This window comes from Mesorhizobium sp. SP-1A (genome assembly GCF_032460275.1).
Lineage (GTDB): Bacteria > Pseudomonadota > Alphaproteobacteria > Rhizobiales > Rhizobiaceae > Mesorhizobium.
In genome coordinates, this window is sequence record NZ_JAVXZD010000002.1 from 171,093 (window position 1) to 186,510 (window position 15,418).

At 49.8% G+C, this 15,418-nt stretch carries 19 protein-coding genes; 12 read left to right on the forward strand and 7 right to left on the reverse strand.

What is annotated here, in order from left to right; genetic code table 11:
• Positions 1–7: 7 nt before the first annotated feature.
• Both QU595_RS09395 and QU595_RS09400 read right to left on the reverse strand, forming a co-directional pair.
• A complete protein-coding gene (locus QU595_RS09395) occupies positions 8–670 on the reverse strand; it encodes an NADAR family protein (RefSeq protein ID WP_315921181.1) in 663 nt (220 codons plus the stop codon).
• Positions 671–749: 79 nt separating this feature from the next.
• Positions 750–1,334 (reverse strand): hypothetical protein, encoded by a 585-nt coding sequence (locus QU595_RS09400; RefSeq protein WP_315921183.1) that lies wholly within the window; start codon positions 1,332–1,334, stop codon positions 750–752.
• Positions 1,335–1,511: 177 nt separating this feature from the next.
• On the opposite strand from QU595_RS09400, the gene QU595_RS09405 reads away from it, so the two are divergent.
• The 3 genes from QU595_RS09405 (at position 1,512) to QU595_RS09415 (ending at position 4,558) form a co-directional block, all read left to right on the forward strand.
• The gene (locus QU595_RS09405; protein ID WP_315921185.1) at positions 1,512–2,444 is read left to right on the forward strand and encodes a hypothetical protein; all 933 of its coding nucleotides are present in this window, start codon (positions 1,512–1,514) and stop codon (positions 2,442–2,444) included.
• A gap of 10 nt (positions 2,445–2,454) precedes the next feature.
• Entirely contained in the window at positions 2,455–3,735 is a 1,281-nt protein-coding gene (locus QU595_RS09410) for a hypothetical protein (RefSeq protein ID WP_315921187.1), read from the forward strand.
• Positions 3,736–3,895: 160 nt separating this feature from the next.
• Positions 3,896–4,558, forward strand: a complete 663-nt coding sequence (locus tag QU595_RS09415; RefSeq protein ID WP_315921190.1) for a hypothetical protein — start codon at positions 3,896–3,898, stop codon at positions 4,556–4,558.
• 51 nt (positions 4,559–4,609) lie between these two features.
• Here QU595_RS09415 and thrS read toward each other — a convergent pair whose 3' ends face one another.
• On the reverse strand, positions 4,610–5,794 hold the full coding sequence (gene thrS / locus QU595_RS09420) for a threonine--tRNA ligase (RefSeq protein WP_315921192.1): 1,185 nt from the start codon (positions 5,792–5,794) through the stop codon (positions 4,610–4,612).
• 296 nt (positions 5,795–6,090) lie between these two features.
• Between thrS and QU595_RS09425 the strand changes: the two genes are divergently transcribed.
• The 4 genes from QU595_RS09425 to QU595_RS09440 all read left to right on the forward strand — a co-directional run bounded on the left by QU595_RS09425 (position 6,091) and on the right by QU595_RS09440 (position 8,372).
• The gene (locus QU595_RS09425) at positions 6,091–6,684 is read left to right on the forward strand and encodes a hypothetical protein (protein ID WP_315921194.1); all 594 of its coding nucleotides are present in this window, start codon (positions 6,091–6,093) and stop codon (positions 6,682–6,684) included.
• Positions 6,685–6,692: 8 nt separating this feature from the next.
• Positions 6,693–7,055, forward strand: coding sequence for a hypothetical protein (locus tag QU595_RS09430; protein ID WP_315921196.1), 363 nt, complete (start codon positions 6,693–6,695; stop codon positions 7,053–7,055).
• A 30-nt stretch (positions 7,056–7,085) separates the two neighbouring features.
• Positions 7,086–7,919, forward strand: a complete 834-nt coding sequence (locus tag QU595_RS09435; protein WP_315921198.1) for a hypothetical protein — start codon at positions 7,086–7,088, stop codon at positions 7,917–7,919.
• A gap of 189 nt (positions 7,920–8,108) precedes the next feature.
• Positions 8,109–8,372 carry a WGR domain-containing protein gene (locus QU595_RS09440; protein WP_315923266.1) on the forward strand — a complete coding sequence of 88 codons (264 nt, stop codon included), beginning with the start codon at positions 8,109–8,111 and terminating at the stop codon, positions 8,370–8,372.
• Positions 8,373–8,441: 69 nt separating this feature from the next.
• Here the strand turns inward: QU595_RS09440 and QU595_RS09445 are convergent, their stop codons facing one another.
• From QU595_RS09445 to QU595_RS09455, 3 genes are all read right to left on the reverse strand, one after another.
• Complete coding sequence (locus QU595_RS09445) at positions 8,442–8,690, reverse strand: hypothetical protein (RefSeq protein ID WP_315921200.1); 249 nt, start codon at positions 8,688–8,690, stop codon at positions 8,442–8,444.
• A 255-nt stretch (positions 8,691–8,945) separates the two neighbouring features.
• Positions 8,946–9,641, reverse strand: a complete 696-nt coding sequence (locus QU595_RS09450) for a hypothetical protein (protein WP_315921202.1) — start codon at positions 9,639–9,641, stop codon at positions 8,946–8,948.
• A gap of 104 nt (positions 9,642–9,745) precedes the next feature.
• Positions 9,746–10,837, reverse strand: a complete 1,092-nt coding sequence (locus QU595_RS09455) for a hypothetical protein (protein ID WP_315921204.1) — start codon at positions 10,835–10,837, stop codon at positions 9,746–9,748.
• A 161-nt stretch (positions 10,838–10,998) separates the two neighbouring features.
• On the opposite strand from QU595_RS09455, the gene QU595_RS09460 reads away from it, so the two are divergent.
• Both QU595_RS09460 and QU595_RS09465 read left to right on the forward strand, forming a co-directional pair.
• A complete protein-coding gene (locus tag QU595_RS09460) occupies positions 10,999–11,550 on the forward strand; it encodes a DUF1190 domain-containing protein (RefSeq protein WP_315921206.1) in 552 nt (183 codons plus the stop codon).
• A gap of 6 nt (positions 11,551–11,556) precedes the next feature.
• Positions 11,557–12,717: a glutathionylspermidine synthase family protein gene (locus QU595_RS09465; RefSeq protein WP_315921208.1), complete on the forward strand. Its 1,161-nt coding sequence runs from the start codon at positions 11,557–11,559 to the stop codon at positions 12,715–12,717.
• A gap of 35 nt (positions 12,718–12,752) precedes the next feature.
• Here QU595_RS09465 and QU595_RS09470 read toward each other — a convergent pair whose 3' ends face one another.
• A complete protein-coding gene (locus tag QU595_RS09470) occupies positions 12,753–13,556 on the reverse strand; it encodes a hypothetical protein (RefSeq protein WP_315921210.1) in 804 nt (267 codons plus the stop codon).
• Positions 13,557–13,766: 210 nt separating this feature from the next.
• On the opposite strand from QU595_RS09470, the gene QU595_RS09475 reads away from it, so the two are divergent.
• From QU595_RS09475 to QU595_RS09485, 3 genes are read left to right on the forward strand one after another with little or no spacing between them, the layout of a single operon-like run.
• Complete coding sequence (locus QU595_RS09475; protein ID WP_315921212.1) at positions 13,767–14,054, forward strand: recombinase family protein; 288 nt, start codon at positions 13,767–13,769, stop codon at positions 14,052–14,054.
• Complete coding sequence (locus QU595_RS09480) at positions 14,054–14,302, forward strand: hypothetical protein (RefSeq protein WP_315921214.1); 249 nt, start codon at positions 14,054–14,056, stop codon at positions 14,300–14,302. Before QU595_RS09475 ends, QU595_RS09480 begins: the two co-directional genes overlap by 1 nt.
• A gap of 43 nt (positions 14,303–14,345) precedes the next feature.
• A complete protein-coding gene (locus tag QU595_RS09485) occupies positions 14,346–15,281 on the forward strand; it encodes a transposase (protein WP_315921216.1) in 936 nt (311 codons plus the stop codon).
• Positions 15,282–15,418 lie beyond the last annotated feature (137 nt).

A 15,418-nucleotide genomic window follows, 5' to 3' on the forward strand; every position in this document is an offset into this window, starting at 1 on the left:
TCTCCCGTCATGGCCTGAGGCCGAGTTGCTCATCGAGTTCGCGGTTTCTCGCCTGACACCCTTCCCATTCTGCGAGCGCGTCTTTGTGTGTGAGTACCAGCTTGTCGCAAAGGCGCGTCAGAACGATGCCAAGCTTGTTCTGGCCTTTCCACTGACTGCGAACCATTGCACGGGGATCGTTTGCAGCAAGGCCGATGCCCCAGATTTTGTCGTACGGAGACGCTTCAACGAATGTGGTGCCTTCGCCAGCGAGCAGAATTTTGAGGAGATGCATGTTTTGGGTGAACTTGGCGTAATTCCCCTTTTCCACGATTTCCATGTCGTGCTGGTTCCAGACGTCTTCCTTGAATCCCTTGACCTGTCGCCCAAGTGCTTTCTGCTCCTTTGGAGACTTCGCTTTGAGGATAAGGCTTTCGGTGTCGCGGTCATTAAAGAGCCGCGCCTTTTCAGCCATCATCCATTGCTCAGTGCAATTATATTCGACGTGATGAACGGTGAATTTGCACATATGCCACTGGCTCAATGGGCCTTGCCAGAAGAATGTGAATTTCTCTTCAGGAGATCCGGTAGGCTTTGACGGTTGTACAAGCGCGGGCTTGTTGGGCTGAATGATATTCGGCTTCGCCATTCCAGGGCGCGTGAAGCCTCGACCGAATGAGTTCGTGACCATAAATAGTGCTCCTTTTTCAAATCATTTACACGGAAATTTGGCATAAATCCATGTAAATAGATTGCAGATTTTGCATTTATTAGATTTCGTCGACAATCGCTAAAAATGATTCCGATGCGCTGTTGTGCAATTGGTCGAGAATTCTCTTCGGAGAGCCGATTTGTGGGACAACTTTGATGCCCTGCATCCGCGCTTCGAGATTGGTCACTTTGTTCAGGATCGCGTCATCCGGCTGGCCGAGCTTTCGCAAAGTGCTGACCTTGGAGGCAACTGTTCGTTCGATTTCGTCAGCCAGCTCGTCTACGTCCATCTGCTTGTCGGCGATAATGTAGGTCCACAAGGCCGTCTGGATGATAAATGACGGATCGAGGTCTTCGATAGCGTCGGTGACTTCTACGAGGGTTGGTGAGAGCGGCGGGCCACCGAGCACGTGCTCTTCGATCAGGAACGGTTCCAGCTTTCGCTTTGCCGCTGTGAAACGGACGAGCTGGTGGAAGCTGCCACCTGCGTTGATCTCGGTCAGCTTGGGGAAGTCTGACATCGACCTCGCAGTTTCACGGTCTGCGGCATCAGGGAAGACGATTGCCGAGGCCGTGCGCATGGCGTGGCGGAAGTCGGTGCTGTAGTGAGTGTGGTCGCCGAGGCGAAGGACGAAAAGGCGCATATCTGTCTCCAAGGTTTTGATGCCTTGAAGACTTGAACCTCTATCCAGAGAGCCTTCAAATCCGTTCCTGTCCAGGACGGTTGGCGATATCCCTATCACAAAGGACGAAGTCGTCAACTCTTATTTGTTTAATGCATGCCGCGCTCGTCTAATCCAATAGATTTCAGGGAGAAAACGATGAGCGGAGAATTTCTTTCTCAGTCTGCGGTTCGGGATGAAGACGGCAAGTTAAAAATGATGTTTCGCGGCGATTATCGCGCCGATGCCCTACGCAAGGGCTTTAAGGTCGTTGAAGTCGCCGATGGCGGCAGCGGCGGCCTCTATTTTACTGACAACTCGGAAATTGCATCCAGCTACGCGACAACTAAGCAATATCAGGATGACGAGGCTTGCGACACCTGGCGTTGGATCAACGTCACTGTCAAACATCGCGGTCGAGACAAGGTTATTCCGCTCGAAAGTGCAAATCTCTGGCTTAGCAGTCAGAAGAAGAAGCAGATCGCTGATATGATCATGAAACTTTCGGACACGCCAAACGGATATAAGCCGACTGGAGAAGACCCTGTAATTGGCGAAAGCACCTTCAAAGATTTCTTGGCCAGGAACAGGCACGATTATATCAAAACGATGATCGACCTGTTGCATGACAGCGGGTTGATGTTCGGAGACGACGAATTTCTGACGTTCGTTAAGGAGTGCGACATCTTCGACAATGTCGTCTTCAATGACCCATATCGACAGGAGTCGATTGTTACGCCCGTCTATCTCGATATTCGGAACCCTTTGTCGACGGATGCTTATCCAGCAGACATTTTTGATCGGATCGAGGCTATTGTCGGTAAGGACGACGAGGCCCTTCAATATTTACGTGAGACGCTAACCGAGAAGGGCATGGAGACCGTGACGTATCTAACTCCCGCTTTCCGAAATGCGCTTCTTAAGCTGGGCTACGACGGCATAAAGGACACGGGCGGCCGAGTGACAGGAGCTGATTCTCATACCGTTTATATTGCTCTCTCGCCGGAGCAAATCCGTCCAGCTTATTGCAGGGACGCTGTCGAATATCGAAAAGCGGTGGAGCTTGAGACCGCGCCTGCTGTTGGACTGTGAGGAGAAATAAATGTTTTGGAATAGCGATAGAACGCCAACATACGGATATCATCTGAAGCCCGTCGAGTTTGAGGGCGATGACGCGATCATCAAGATGGATGATGGCTGGAACGGCTATACTGCCCTTTTTCCGTCTGACGATCTCCTGGTGAAAATGACTGCCAATGAAATGGCGGAGCATGCGGGGCTGGAAGTGGACAATTTCCAGGAAGTGGTCGACTACGCCATTCGTCGTTGGCGTCTTAATCCAGCTGGATCACTCATCAATATCATCAAGGATGTCGATCAGGGTAGCGCTGGTCAGCCAATGTTCGCTGACATTCGTTCGCAGTCTCAGGTGATTGGTGCTGCGATCCTCGGCAAGGTAGTGATTGAGCGTAGCATGGTTGGTGTCTGGGGAGGGAAGTTCAAGGAGAACGGGGCCAAGGAGCGGTGGCAACTCACTGGGGACTATTGTGCAATGACCGCTCTGGATGAAAGTGCCGCCAAGATTAATGCACTCGGCCGCGCTTTCCGTGTGTGGGAAGAAAAGAACCGTGCGCTGGTTCGAGAAGGCATCGTCAAGCTGCCAAAGAAGCTATTTCGCGGCGTCCGAAATCAGAACATCAAATTCGATAATAGCGCTATCGCCAGCGATCTTGGCCGATGGGAGCGACATGTTGAAGTCCATAAGGCGCGTAAGGCGCGAATGCTTGAAAGCACCCTCGCTGACTTTTCGCACTCGGAAATATTATCGTTCACTGCCAACCGGAGCATCGCGGAATATTTCGCGAACCAGGAAGGCTTTGTGTTGGAGATAGACTCGAAAGATGTGTCGGTTGTTTCTGCTTGGTGCATGGATGCCGTGCTCGGAGGTAAGGACCCCGTGACGGGAAAGGAAGAACGCGAATGGATTATGCGGGTCGGTGATTATGCACTCAAGCCAGAGAATGTGATCAATCAGACAAGCGAAATAGCTTGGTTGACGCGGGACCCTCGCGGCATCGAAATGGTGAATTCCAATTCTGTTCGTGCAAAATACAAATTGAATGGCAAGAGCATAGAGTGCAACAGCTATTGGAACGAGGCTGGGACAAAGGCGCATCTTTATTTCAACAACCATGACGGTGAGTATCGAGGGTCTTTCAAGCGGTCGGAATTCAAGAACCTATACGGGTTCGACCCTCTGCCATCGTCCAAAGACAAGGTGGAAGATTTGGAGTTCTACGAGTATACGCGTTACTCCAGCAAGCCGGACGAGCATATTCCTCATTGGGATATCGAAGGAATGTCCTTAGAACGCAGCCTTTAAATATTGAAGGCGGGAACTGATCTTGAATTGAAATCAATGTAGCCGTTCTCGTCTTCGACGAGTGTCGTTGACGAGGGCTTGGCAACCAAGTTACATGACCGTGAAAGGACTTCAGATGCGCCTATATCACGGGACTTCCTCGAAATTTTTGGATTCGATCATGAAAAATGGCCTCGTCCCGCGAGGTGAGAATGCGTCGAATTGGGAGGCCGCGAGTAATGCCGACCTCGTTTACCTGACAAAAGCATATGCAATGCATTTTGCTGCTAATGTCGCTTGTGAAACCGACAGCGACATCTTGATCGTAGAGATCGACACCGATCTGCTACCTTCACAGAACTCATTGTTGGCTGATGAAGACGCAATCTGGTCAGCGTGGCGTCTCAAAGCCCTTCAAGGTCTGGGATTAGACGAGCACTTGGCAGGCTTGTCTCACCACGAACAGGCTACGACTATCGCGCACAAACTCGAAGAGCTTGCCGAATTGGGATGCAATAGCGATTGGTCTTTGAAGGCAATCGGCAACTGTACCCACAAAGGCATTATTCCGCCCGAGGCGATCACACGCATCGTGTCATATTCAAGTGAACGTAGCTGGTGGATATCGTTTCACGACCCAGTCATCGTCATCCAAAACTTTAAGTTTGTCGGAGACGAATTCATCGCAACTCAGTTGGTGTTAGCTGATCGCCTCGAAGAGGCTGGAGAAGTCAAAACCATGTTCCCGATGGCCTTTCCGTTGTCTGAACTCGACAAATACGTCAAATCACACAGGCGCGGGTTGTGGGATCGGGTGAACGGTGAGCTATTAAAGGTGGTCTGAAGTTTGGAAATTGAAGGGGAGGCAGAACCTGATTTCCGCCTCCCCTCGCCTTTAACGCCGCTTCCTGAGTAGCTCGACGGCTTCTGAGATCGACATTACGACTTGCGATCCGTCTGCTTCTCTCACGGCCACCTGTCCTGCTTCAGCCTCGCGGCGGCCGATGATCGCAGTAACCGGAATCTTGTCCTGGTGCGCCTGCACCAGCTTGCGGGAAAGCCCTTCATTCATGTCGTAGAGGACTGAACGAACGCCTTCGTCGAAGAGCTGGTTGTGGACGTCACGTGCATTCTCCAGCTGGCCTTCCGAGATCGGGATGACAGCAACCTGATCCGGTGACAGCCAGTACGGGAGATTGCCCTCATGCTCTTCCAGCAGGATCGCGAGGAAACGGCCCATGGAGCCAAAGACCGCATGGTGGATCATCATAGGCACTGCAGGCTTGCCGTCCTTGTCGATGTAGGCCGCGCCGAGGCGCTTCGGCAGCACCACGTCGAGCTGTACAGTTCCGCACTGCCATGAGCGTTCCTGACGGTCTTTCAGAACGAATTCGAGCTTGGGTCCGTAGAAAGCGCCCTCGCCTGGCTGGATTTTGATTTCCACGCCACGCTGTTTGGCGGCCAGCGCCAGCTGCTCTTCGGCCCAGTCCCAAAGCTCATCTGAACCTGCGCGCACGACAGGCCTGGTCGACAGTGCGATCTCATAGTTGGCAAAGCCGAGATCTGCATAGACCTGATCCAGAAGCCCGATGAAACGCGCGACTTCGCTTTGGACGTCTTCTTCGCGGCACAGCACGTGAGCGTCGTCCTGCTCGAATGCTCTGGTCCGCATGAGGCCATGCATCGAACCCGATGGCTCATTGCGATGACACGCTCCAAACTCGGCATAGCGGATCGGCAGCTCGCGCCAAGAGCGGATGCCCTGATTGAAAATCTGCAGGTGGCATGGGCAGGACATCGGCTTCAGAGCGAATTCACGCTCGTCATCGTCCGATACGCAATACATGTTCTGCTTGAACTTCTCCCAGTGGCCGCTCTGTTCCCAGAGTTCACGAGGCAGAAGCTGCGGGGTACGGACTTCCTGATAGCCGAGGCCTCGCATTTTCTTGCGAATGTAGTCTTCAAGCACCCGATAGACGGCGTAGCCGCGAGGATGCCAGAAAACCATGCCGGGAGCATTTTCCTGAATGTGGTAGAGGCTGAGATCGGAGCCTAGCCTGCGGTGATCGTTATTTTCCATTGGTCTGTTCCTTCGTGCGTTTGAAAAAGGGCACGGGGAACAATTCTGGATAAAGAAAAGGCCCCGTCCGAGATGGCGAGGCCTGTTTGCGGTGAGTGCTAACTTTGCTTAGCGCATGACACCACGATACGGCCCGCCGTAAGCGGTCGTTGTGGTGGTTGTAGTCAGGGCGATGTTCAAAATTGCTCTCATGCTTGCAACATTGCCGGGACGGATTGAAGTTGTCAACCGCATGATGTTGTTCCTCGCAAGGATTAGCATCAAAATTATAATAGGGAGAAATTAGAGGCCTTGAAATGGTTGAATATACGCATCTGACGCAAGCAGAATTGGAAATTCTGGAGGCTGGAATTCAGAAAGTGACTTCTGAAATGCCAATCATTAACGGCCGGTCGCAAAGACTTAATATGTCGGACATCATGAAGCCAGTTCATGGTATCGTTGATGTATTGAGGAACGATCCTTCAAAGTTAGGCGAAGACGGAAACGTAAAAAGAGAAGTCATCTCCGAGATCGTTTCATTCTCGAACCTTAAGTTCGTTTCCCAATACCCATATGACGATTTGGAATATCTGGAAGAGGTGAAGGGCGATCTCGCCTGGATACTTTCGGGAGAACTGAGCGACGAACAGCGCGAGAAAGTGGATGTGCTCGATGTTGCAGTCGCTGCTGGTCTGGCTGGCGAGCTTGATGTCTCCGAGACTCTCCAAACTCTTCATTATGACGGCATTCGTGCGGTAACGCTTTTCGACAGAGATGACCCTCGCTATGAGATGCTGAGTGAGATGCGGATGCTCGATACGTATATCAGTCTTTATGGTCGTGAATATTACGACATGGCAAAAGAGATCATTGCTCAAGAAAATAACCCTAAAGCACCGGGAATGTGAGACTAGACATGCTTGATATCGAAAAAGAACAGGGTTTCGATAGGGCTAAGGCTGAGGCTGCGATTGATGAATATATCATCTCGAAGCTGACGTTGCCGTTGGAGACATTCGAATCCAATACGCCAGGCGTTATTGCATTCGAGCGCCCGAGTTATATCGATGAAGACAAAATCGATTTCGACGAATTGGCTGAATTCGTTTCAGCCAGGGTAGGCATAGAAGTCGTCTCTATCGGACACTGCGATTGGACGTTTGACGATGACTGCGACGAGGAGGCAGTTGCCGTCGCGTTCGACATTCCTGCGTTGGAACCAGAATACAGGGACGTGCACGGCAACTTAATAAGTAGAGAGGCCAGTCCGACTCCTTAGCAGATAAGGGGCGTCTGGGAGGGGGAGTTTATGAACAGGCCAAAACGAGAGGTGATGGCAACCGTTCCAAATAGAAAGTTTCAGAACATCGGGTACGGTTTTATTCCGATTGCTGCTCATCAGTGGGATTTGAGAATTAAAGCCGTACAGGACGTTTCAAATATGTTGGAAACGGGTCGGATGCCTGCGGCAGACGACGAGCAAGGAATAAAGAACCTGAAAATTGTAAAAGGCATGTTCCTTGCTCTGGTTGTGGGCGATCAGTGGGATTGGTTCACGACGTCGAGAATGCTTGGTTTCCCATCGAGCGATTTGTCTCGACAGATGTCGCTTCGGTTCCATCGTATGGTCCACGCCGTCGTGACGGAGAGCGACAGCTACTTCGAGAAATGCATGGAATTCCTGCACAAGAACTATGCTCGCGAAATGCTGGATAGCTATCTGGATATCGCCTGTGCAAGCCAGCATCCGGTCGAAGAAGAAGGCTGGGCCTATATCCTTTGGTCAAGTTCCGCGCCGGACGAACTCTATATCGGTGCCAGCGGTGGTCAGATTGACGAAGTTACGCGTCAGCTGCGGATCGAGAACCCTGACAAAGATCCTTATGGTGTCCTGGGAGCATGGTTGGTTCATGATCCGGTTGAAGCCTATCACGATATCCGTAGCAGGCTTTCGAACCACAGTCTCGGCTGCGGTTTCTATCGCATGGATTTGGATAAGGCCAAGGTAGCTGTCACGGAAACATTGACCCTGACGGACAACTACGCCCTTTCCCCATGGCACGTGGAGGAAGTCGTATGTCACGAGCATGAGAATGCGGAAGAGCCGGAAGAAGAGCCTATGGCCTTCGGCATGGGCATGTGATTGAAATGATCAGGGCGGCGTGGCCCCTACCCTCAAAATCGCCGCCTTCGATCCTCTGATCCATCAACAGAATGAATCAAACCGTCGTCTGCGATTCAGATTATGAATTTGCAAAGGCTTGCGAAGCCTGATTCTGTATCGCGCATGAAACGGGTACAGACACATCATTTGCCACCAACCGTGCTGCACATGGTCGATCCAGCAAGGAACATGGCGAAATTCTACACCATGGTCATATCGCCATCCCTGTTCGGGGACGTTGCGCTGGTCCGATCATGGGGACGAATGGCCAAGAGAGGTGCTTTCAGGATAAATCTTTTTGGAAGCCACGGAGAGGCAGAGGTCGCACGGGCTAAAATCGTTGCACAAAAACTGGCCCGAGGATATCGCGTAGGAGCCATGCCAGCGCGACCTCGGGCCAATGTCGGAATACAATTGGATTTGTTTACCTGATTTCGGCTTTTCAATACTCTAAAGACAACAACTTCAATAATTTGAAGTGGTTATTATTATAGTATCGATTTAAGCTGCCATCTTTTGCGAGCCTTCGGACAGGATTTTATCAAGACCACGCTTGATGTCCTTCGCCGCATTTTTCATCGCGTGATGGCACGAAGCCGAAATCGGCATTGCGTAGCGAAAACCCTTTTCCATGCCCTTCATGCGAAATTCGTAGATAGCATGGCTATTCTTTCGGACTAGGATCATTTCATCCGCGCCCGACATCTTCAGGACTTCCTTCGCGAACTTCTTCGTAGAAATACCACTCATGACTTTTCCCCATGTCTGTAAGCCACCGAGTTAAGCGGCTTATGGGGTGCTATTTATTCCCGTTTTTCATGAGCGTCAATAGATAATTTCCCAGTTTTCAGTTTTTTCTGAAAATTGGGAGCTTGAGTTTCTTTGTTTTGAAGTCTGCGAGAAGGGATTTGTGGGGTTTTATGCTGATGCATCCGGCCCATGATCGAGTTATATCGACAGGAGTTTCTGGGCCGGATTTTTTAGGGTCATGCGAAACCCGAATGATCAGGCGGTTTTGCTATTGTCTGAAACCAACATGGCGATCCGCATGTTCTCGCACATCTGGAAGTCCCAAGCGAAGAGCGGCAACACGGTGTCTCTGACAAGGGCGGACTCGATCTGCGGTGCTGGTCCGTAGAGTTCTTCTGGCGTAACGTCTTCTTTAATCCCGAGTGCGTTGGCGACGTGGTTCATGTGGGAATAAGGGAATATCATAATCCCATTTGAATTGGGTTCGACTGCTGATTTGCCGTAGGCAGCCGTTCCCGACGTTGGCGACAAATAGAAGTATTGGCTTTTTTGGTTCTCGGGAAGGTGATGAATGATTTCATTGATCCCATAGAGCGTACCGTTCTCGCGCGTTTTCTCAGGGTTCGCATATGCCTGGAAGCAGACATTGTTCAGGATGAGCCAATTTTCAAAGTCATATCTCTTTGCCGCTGGGCCGTAGATAGCGAGACTGTAGACATTGGCTTCATCGTTTCGATGGGCATTATAGAAGTCCCAGAGGCGGTCAATCGGATCGCGAATAATGCCGAACTTCTCAAAGTGCTTGTATTCAATTGGGATGCCATCGCTTTCCATCTGATTATAGAGCGGGCGCGCTGAGGGATACTTCCGCATGATGGCATCGGTGAGTTTGCCGTCCTCGTTCGATGGAACGCGGACGTAGATAGCGTTGATTTCTGGAATGATGATCATGGGCACCTCGTTTAACTAAGAAATAGTGTGTTGGCGCAATGGGTGTCAGTCAACCATTTTTGTATAGGTTAAATGAATGAGGGGCGGCCCACTGCGATCCTCTTTCATGTTTTCTTTTTGACGAACGTTGAAGCGAGCTTATAAGTATTCCAAACGACTAACTGGCGACTATTGTATAATATATTACGGTTCAAAAAATCATGTCCAGATGGGTAGGTGTCGTACAGACTTTTCAGCAATTGATTTTTAATTTCATAGAGTCGTATAGCATGGGATATCATGTCTTTCGATTTATTCTTGGGCACCAATCCAAATGGAATGACACCTCCGTCATCGATAAATCTGTATCGTGATCCTATTTTCGCGCAAACCTTGCTCCTCAGAGGGTTCATCTGAAGGCTATTATCTAAAATATATTTATTGTTAAGCATTGAATTGTGCTCAGCGCTTACAATCTTTAAATCTACAATAGATTGGAATAATTCTATGTTCGGCCTATGGTATTTGAGCCTACTAATTGTTTCGAATAGCCGGAATTTTGCTGAGAATTCGTCAGCCATGAATTTACCGTCAGCTATTTCAGGGCTAGTGGGATATGGAAAGCCCATTCTCTCAGAAAATAGAAAATCACTGGAAATGTTTATGAAGAGGAGGTCGTTCACAATCAATATAAAGGATGTAGGAGAATCGTAAAATGAATGGTCATTCGTAGATATGATTGCAATCCCCTTTGTATCCTTCGCTTCATCAAGCTTGTAGATCAACAAGCATCTGTCTTTAGCTGCTATTCTCTGGTCGATGAAGAAGTGCGGATCTGTTATGTATCCCCCTTTGTTCAGCATCATATTATTAATAAAAAGACCAATTCTTACCTTGTCAAACCAGTCCAGCAAACTGTTTGCTTGCTTGCCAGTTAATGTTGTTTGATTCAGCAGGACTGCCATGGCAGCCTTTGCTTCATTTTCCAATGCGGCGTAAATTGAATTGCATTCTGTGCACGACGGAGATACAAATTTATCTGTTGCAATTTTTGATTTAATTTTTTCGCCTGCTTTGGGTTCCATTTGAACATCAAAGGGTTTCTTTCGTCCGCCCGTTATATCCATTAGCCATCGTGGTATAACATGTTCTCTGTTTTTGTCTTTGGGCTTTTCCCCACAAAAAACACAACATCTTTGCGTCTTTAAAATGGACATGATTTCCCCTTTTCACTTTTTGCACCCTTATTGAAATTTAATTCTAAGAGTGTCGAGGTGTTGGCGCAAATGCTTGTTTTATATTTATTGCAGCGATAGGGCTTTTGGTTAAACTAGTGGTCGATGTAGTCATAATAAAAAAGTCCAATTAAGGAGAGAAAATGAAGCGTTCTATTGCGGTTTCGCTGGTCATCATGGGTGCTGCGGCTACCCTCACGGCCTGTGAGGATACGACTATTAATTCCTCGGTGTACACGAGTGTCGACGAATGTGAGATTTCATACGATTATTCCCGCGAGCGTTGTGAGCAGGATTTTGCAGAAGCGCAGAAGGCTCATGCCAAGTTTGCGCCTGCTTTCAAGTCTCAGACTGATTGCGAGGCTGAATTTGGCCAGGGCAAGTGCGAACCCGCTAAGGCGGAGAATGCAGCTGCGGCGTCGTCTGGCGGATCGCATAGTTCCTTTGTGCCGCTCATGATGGGTTACATGATGGGGTCGCGTATGGGCACGACCGACAGGTCGATGGCTCCGCAGGCGCTCTATCGTCCGTCTAACACCTCGAATTTCGTGAATTCGAACGGTGCTTCTGTCGCAAGCAAGGTTGGCCGTATGACTATGTCTGGTCGATCTGAAGCGGCTCGTGCGCCTGTCGGCCATACCAAGTCGCTTGCGCGCGGCGGTTTCGGCTCGCGCTCGATGAGCTTTGCGGGTTAAATCGGCATGAAGCGTATCGCATTTGAAGAGCGTCCTGACTGGCAGCAGGACGCGGAATATGTCGGATTCGAATTCCACTCTATGGATGGCGAGCGTTATTGGGACGAGCGCCATGCCTATCAGTTCTCGCTCGAACAGATCGAGAATGACATCGAAGATCCAACGCAGGCCCTGCTGGGCATGTGCTACGAGGCTGTAGCTCGTATCGTCGAAGAGCCTGAGCTGATGAACAAGCTCGCGATCCCTGAGGATTTCCATTTCGCTGTGAAGCAGTCGTGGAACAATCGTGAGTTCGACCTCTACGGCCGCTTCGACTTCGCATATGACGGCACTGGTCCGGCAAAGATGCTGGAGTTTAACGCCGACACTCCTACTAGCCTCTTTGAGGCGGCTGTGTTCCAGTGGCGATGGCTGGAGGCCATGAAGGCGTCGGGTAAGCTGTCTGCGAACGCAGACCAGTACAACTCGATCCATGAACGTCTGATCCAGTCGATCCCTGTGATCGCTCGTGGCGACAAGAGCATCCACTTTGCGGCCGTATCCGATGCTATCGAAGACTGGGGTACTGTCACCTATCTGGCTGACTGCGCCACACAGGCTGGATACAAGGCTAAGCTGATCGACATCGCACATGTCGGTGTCGATGCTGGTGGCTGGTTCACCGATACCGAGGATCAGCAGATCGAGAATCTCTTCAAGCTCTATCCGCTTGAGGACATGGTCCGCGAGGAGTTCGGTCAGTACCTGAAACACAGCCCTACCCGCGTGATCGAGCCGCTCTGGAAGATCGTGCTGTCGAATAAGGGGCTGTTGCCGATCCTGTGGGAGATGTTTGAAGGTCATCCGAACCTGCTGCCCGCCTACTTCGATCATGACCCGCGTGCGGTCTCTCTGGGCAATTCCTATGTCCGCAAGCCGCTGCTGTCTCGCGAGGGCGCGAACGTGACTATCGTCGACCCGAAGATGGGTATTTCGGTCGATGGGCCGTATGGCGGCGAAGGCTATGTTCGCCAGGCATTCCATGCCCTGCCCCGTTTCGGTGACGATTGGGCTGTGATCGGTTCCTGGGTGGTTGCGGGTAAGGCCTGCGGCATCGGCATCCGAGAGGATGACTCTCCGGTGACAAGGAACTCTTCGCGGTTCCTGCCGCATTTCATTCTCCATTAAATGGAAAACCCGAGGTCCGAACCTCGGGTTTTTGCTTATGGCTTCAGGAAAACAGATTTCTGGTTGGTCTTTTCGAGGTACTGATCGAGGCCGATCTCAAGCTGCTTGATGAGGTCGGGTTCTTTGAGGATCGCGACGTCGGTGGCCCAGAATCTCCCCTTGTAGATGTAAGCAGGATCAACGAGCGGGTTGTCCTTCAAAGCCGCTACAAAAGCTTCGCCATCAATCCAGTCCTGATTGGGAGCGATATAAATGCGTCCATCTTCGCGCAGCTGTGCTTCAAAGATATTGGCTTTGAGCCGACCAGCTTCATTGACATCGGTAATACGGAGAATAGCTCTGCGATCTTCCCCGAAATCATATAGCGGGTACTGAAGTCCGAAATCGCTCGCCAAGCCGATCAGGTCGTCGGCATTCTGGTTCAACATTTCGAACGTCGGGGAATTTTCAATTCTAGTGAAAGTGCGCGTTCCCTGCGTGAATGTCGGCAGTTTGGAAATATTTGTATAATCGATCTTGTGATCTGGCGCGGGAATTTCACGAACTTTCCCTGCCTTTTCAAACTGCTCAAAGAGCTGCTTTGGACTATTTGTGCCTCCATAGCTTTTCTCAAACAGGTGCTTGGGCTTCCAGAAATCAACGGAAGGCGTTTCGCCCGCCTCAGTCAGGATGAAGTCACCACCAGCAAGCAAATGAAACTGATCACCAGGAACAGCATTTTTGCCTTCGAAAATCGTGTCATAAGCCTGCGATCTGCCAACCCATGTGTTGGAAAGCGCGTGGCCTTTGCGCTCGAAATAATGGATTGGCTCGATGACTTCGTAATATTTGTTGAACATGGCAAAACCCTATTTTGATCGACATATCGTAAAAATCTTCGTTGCATCAAACAATGCCCGTGTTGGCTTTCAAATCGATATGATACTGTCGGATCAATATTGGTAAGGAGTGACTTGCAGCCGAGTAAAAATCTATTCATGTTCAGTCATTCAAACATGGAAAGACACATCAGTATCGGCAAATGATGCACTTTAATTGGAATATCTCTATTGACTGCCTACCGATGGCTAAAAGCTGGAACACTCGTTCCAGCTTTTCTCCCTTCTGGCGGTCATCGTCGCTTCAACGTCAATCAAATTGAAGAGCAGTTTATTCAACGGCAAAAACATCAAATGACTATCGCGACGTATGCCAGAGTATCATCTGCAGATCAGAAAAACGACCTTGAAACCCAATCTCTCAAACTTCAAAACTATGTCGCTGTGAATTATCCAGTCGCAGAGGCGGTGCATATAACCGACCTTGGGTCTGGCTTGAATTACAAGAAAAAGGACTGATGCAACTGCTGAAGCTCATCTGGGCACGTCAGATCGATGTCCTGGTGCTGAACCACAAAGATCGGCTGTTGAGATTTGGCGCGGAGCTAATTTTCAGGTTCTGCAGCTTTTGCAAGGTACAGGTGGTGGTCATCGAAGCGAACGGGAATGACGTTACATTTGAGCAGGAACTGTCTCAGGATGTAATTGAATTAATGACCGTGTTTTGCGCGAGGTTATATGGCAAACGGTTACACCGGAATAAATGAACATTGGTTGACTTTCACAAATAATTCAACCATATAAATATTCATGCTTTTAGCCCATCGCATTGAACTTGTTCCAAACAAGCTTCAAACTTCATATCTGGTCGATTGTGCTGGTTGTGCGCGTTTCGCGTATAACTGGGCTTTGACGGAATGGAAAAATCACTGGGAAAAGCAGAAGCAACTGCCCAAAGAACAGCGGAAATACGTCTCTGAGCTTGATCTGCGCAAACGGCTCAATGCCATTAAACGCAGCGAATATCCGTTCTTGATGGAAGTGACGAAATATGCCCCGCAAGAGGCAATCAAGCAGCTGGGTACAGCGTTTAAGAACTTCTTCAAGGGCAGAGCCAAATATCCGACCTACAGGAAGCGCTATGTCGATGATCGCTTCACCATTGGCAACGATCATATCCGCGTAAAGGGCAATCGTGTGCGACTGCCGCATGTCGGTTGGATCAAGATGCGCGAAGCCATCCGGTTTGCCGGATCAGTGCAAACAGTTTCGATCAGCCGTCAGGCTGATCGTTGGTTCATCTCCTTCGGCGTGAAGGTGGATGATCATACCCCATACTTCAAACAACATGCCAAAAACCAAGGCGAAGTGGTGGGGCTGGATGCAGGGCTGACAAGCCTTGCAGTTCTTTCCAATGGAGAGAAGTTCGACGGACCAAAATCCCTACGCAAAGGCCTGAAGAAGCTGAAAAAACTTCAGCGGGCACTGTCGCGCAAGGTGAAAGGCTCGAAGAACAGGCTACGCGCAAAAATGCGCGTAGCGAGACAGCACGACCGCATCGCGAACATTCGCAAAGATGCGCTGCATAAGCTGACGTCGCATCTCACTGACACGTACAAGATCATCTGTATCGAGACGTTGAATGTGAAGGGAATGATGAAGAACAAGCATTTGGCTCGGTCCATTGCTGATGCGTCATTATCCGAAATGAAGCGCCAGTTGATCTACGCCGACAAATCAAACTAGGCACGATATACGTGCATGTATTTGATCTCCTGTAAATTTTGAAGGTCCTGCGGGAAAAGCAGGGCCTCTTTTTTGCGGTGTTTTCAAAGAAAATAAATAGGCGCGTGGTTCGGATCGAAAATAAGACTAAAAATAGT

What these genes read in the sequence shown, in the direction of transcription:
- QU595_RS09395 (WP_315921181.1), bottom strand. Translation starts at nt 670, where the DNA reads ATGGTCACGAACTCATTCGGTCGAGGCTTCACGCGCCCTGGAATGGCG.
- QU595_RS09400 (WP_315921183.1), bottom strand. Translation starts at nt 1,334, where the DNA reads ATGCGCCTTTTCGTCCTTCGCCTCGGCGACCACACTCACTACAGCACC.
- QU595_RS09405 (WP_315921185.1), top strand. Translation starts at nt 1,512, where the DNA reads ATGAGCGGAGAATTTCTTTCTCAGTCTGCGGTTCGGGATGAAGACGGC.
- QU595_RS09410 (WP_315921187.1), top strand. Translation starts at nt 2,455, where the DNA reads ATGTTTTGGAATAGCGATAGAACGCCAACATACGGATATCATCTGAAG.
- QU595_RS09415 (WP_315921190.1), top strand. Translation starts at nt 3,896, where the DNA reads ATGAAAAATGGCCTCGTCCCGCGAGGTGAGAATGCGTCGAATTGGGAG.
- thrS (WP_315921192.1), bottom strand. Translation starts at nt 5,794, where the DNA reads ATGGAAAATAACGATCACCGCAGGCTAGGCTCCGATCTCAGCCTCTAC.
- QU595_RS09425 (WP_315921194.1), top strand. Translation starts at nt 6,091, where the DNA reads ATGGTTGAATATACGCATCTGACGCAAGCAGAATTGGAAATTCTGGAG.
- QU595_RS09430 (WP_315921196.1), top strand. Translation starts at nt 6,693, where the DNA reads ATGCTTGATATCGAAAAAGAACAGGGTTTCGATAGGGCTAAGGCTGAG.
- QU595_RS09435 (WP_315921198.1), top strand. Translation starts at nt 7,086, where the DNA reads ATGAACAGGCCAAAACGAGAGGTGATGGCAACCGTTCCAAATAGAAAG.
- QU595_RS09440 (WP_315923266.1), top strand. Translation starts at nt 8,109, where the DNA reads ATGGTCGATCCAGCAAGGAACATGGCGAAATTCTACACCATGGTCATA.
- QU595_RS09445 (WP_315921200.1), bottom strand. Translation starts at nt 8,690, where the DNA reads ATGAGTGGTATTTCTACGAAGAAGTTCGCGAAGGAAGTCCTGAAGATG.
- QU595_RS09450 (WP_315921202.1), bottom strand. Translation starts at nt 9,641, where the DNA reads ATGATCATCATTCCAGAAATCAACGCTATCTACGTCCGCGTTCCATCG.
- QU595_RS09455 (WP_315921204.1), bottom strand. Translation starts at nt 10,837, where the DNA reads ATGTCCATTTTAAAGACGCAAAGATGTTGTGTTTTTTGTGGGGAAAAG.
- QU595_RS09460 (WP_315921206.1), top strand. Translation starts at nt 10,999, where the DNA reads ATGAAGCGTTCTATTGCGGTTTCGCTGGTCATCATGGGTGCTGCGGCT.
- QU595_RS09465 (WP_315921208.1), top strand. Translation starts at nt 11,557, where the DNA reads ATGAAGCGTATCGCATTTGAAGAGCGTCCTGACTGGCAGCAGGACGCG.
- QU595_RS09470 (WP_315921210.1), bottom strand. Translation starts at nt 13,556, where the DNA reads ATGTTCAACAAATATTACGAAGTCATCGAGCCAATCCATTATTTCGAG.
- QU595_RS09480 (WP_315921214.1), top strand. Translation starts at nt 14,054, where the DNA reads ATGCAACTGCTGAAGCTCATCTGGGCACGTCAGATCGATGTCCTGGTG.
- QU595_RS09485 (WP_315921216.1), top strand. Translation starts at nt 14,346, where the DNA reads ATGCTTTTAGCCCATCGCATTGAACTTGTTCCAAACAAGCTTCAAACT.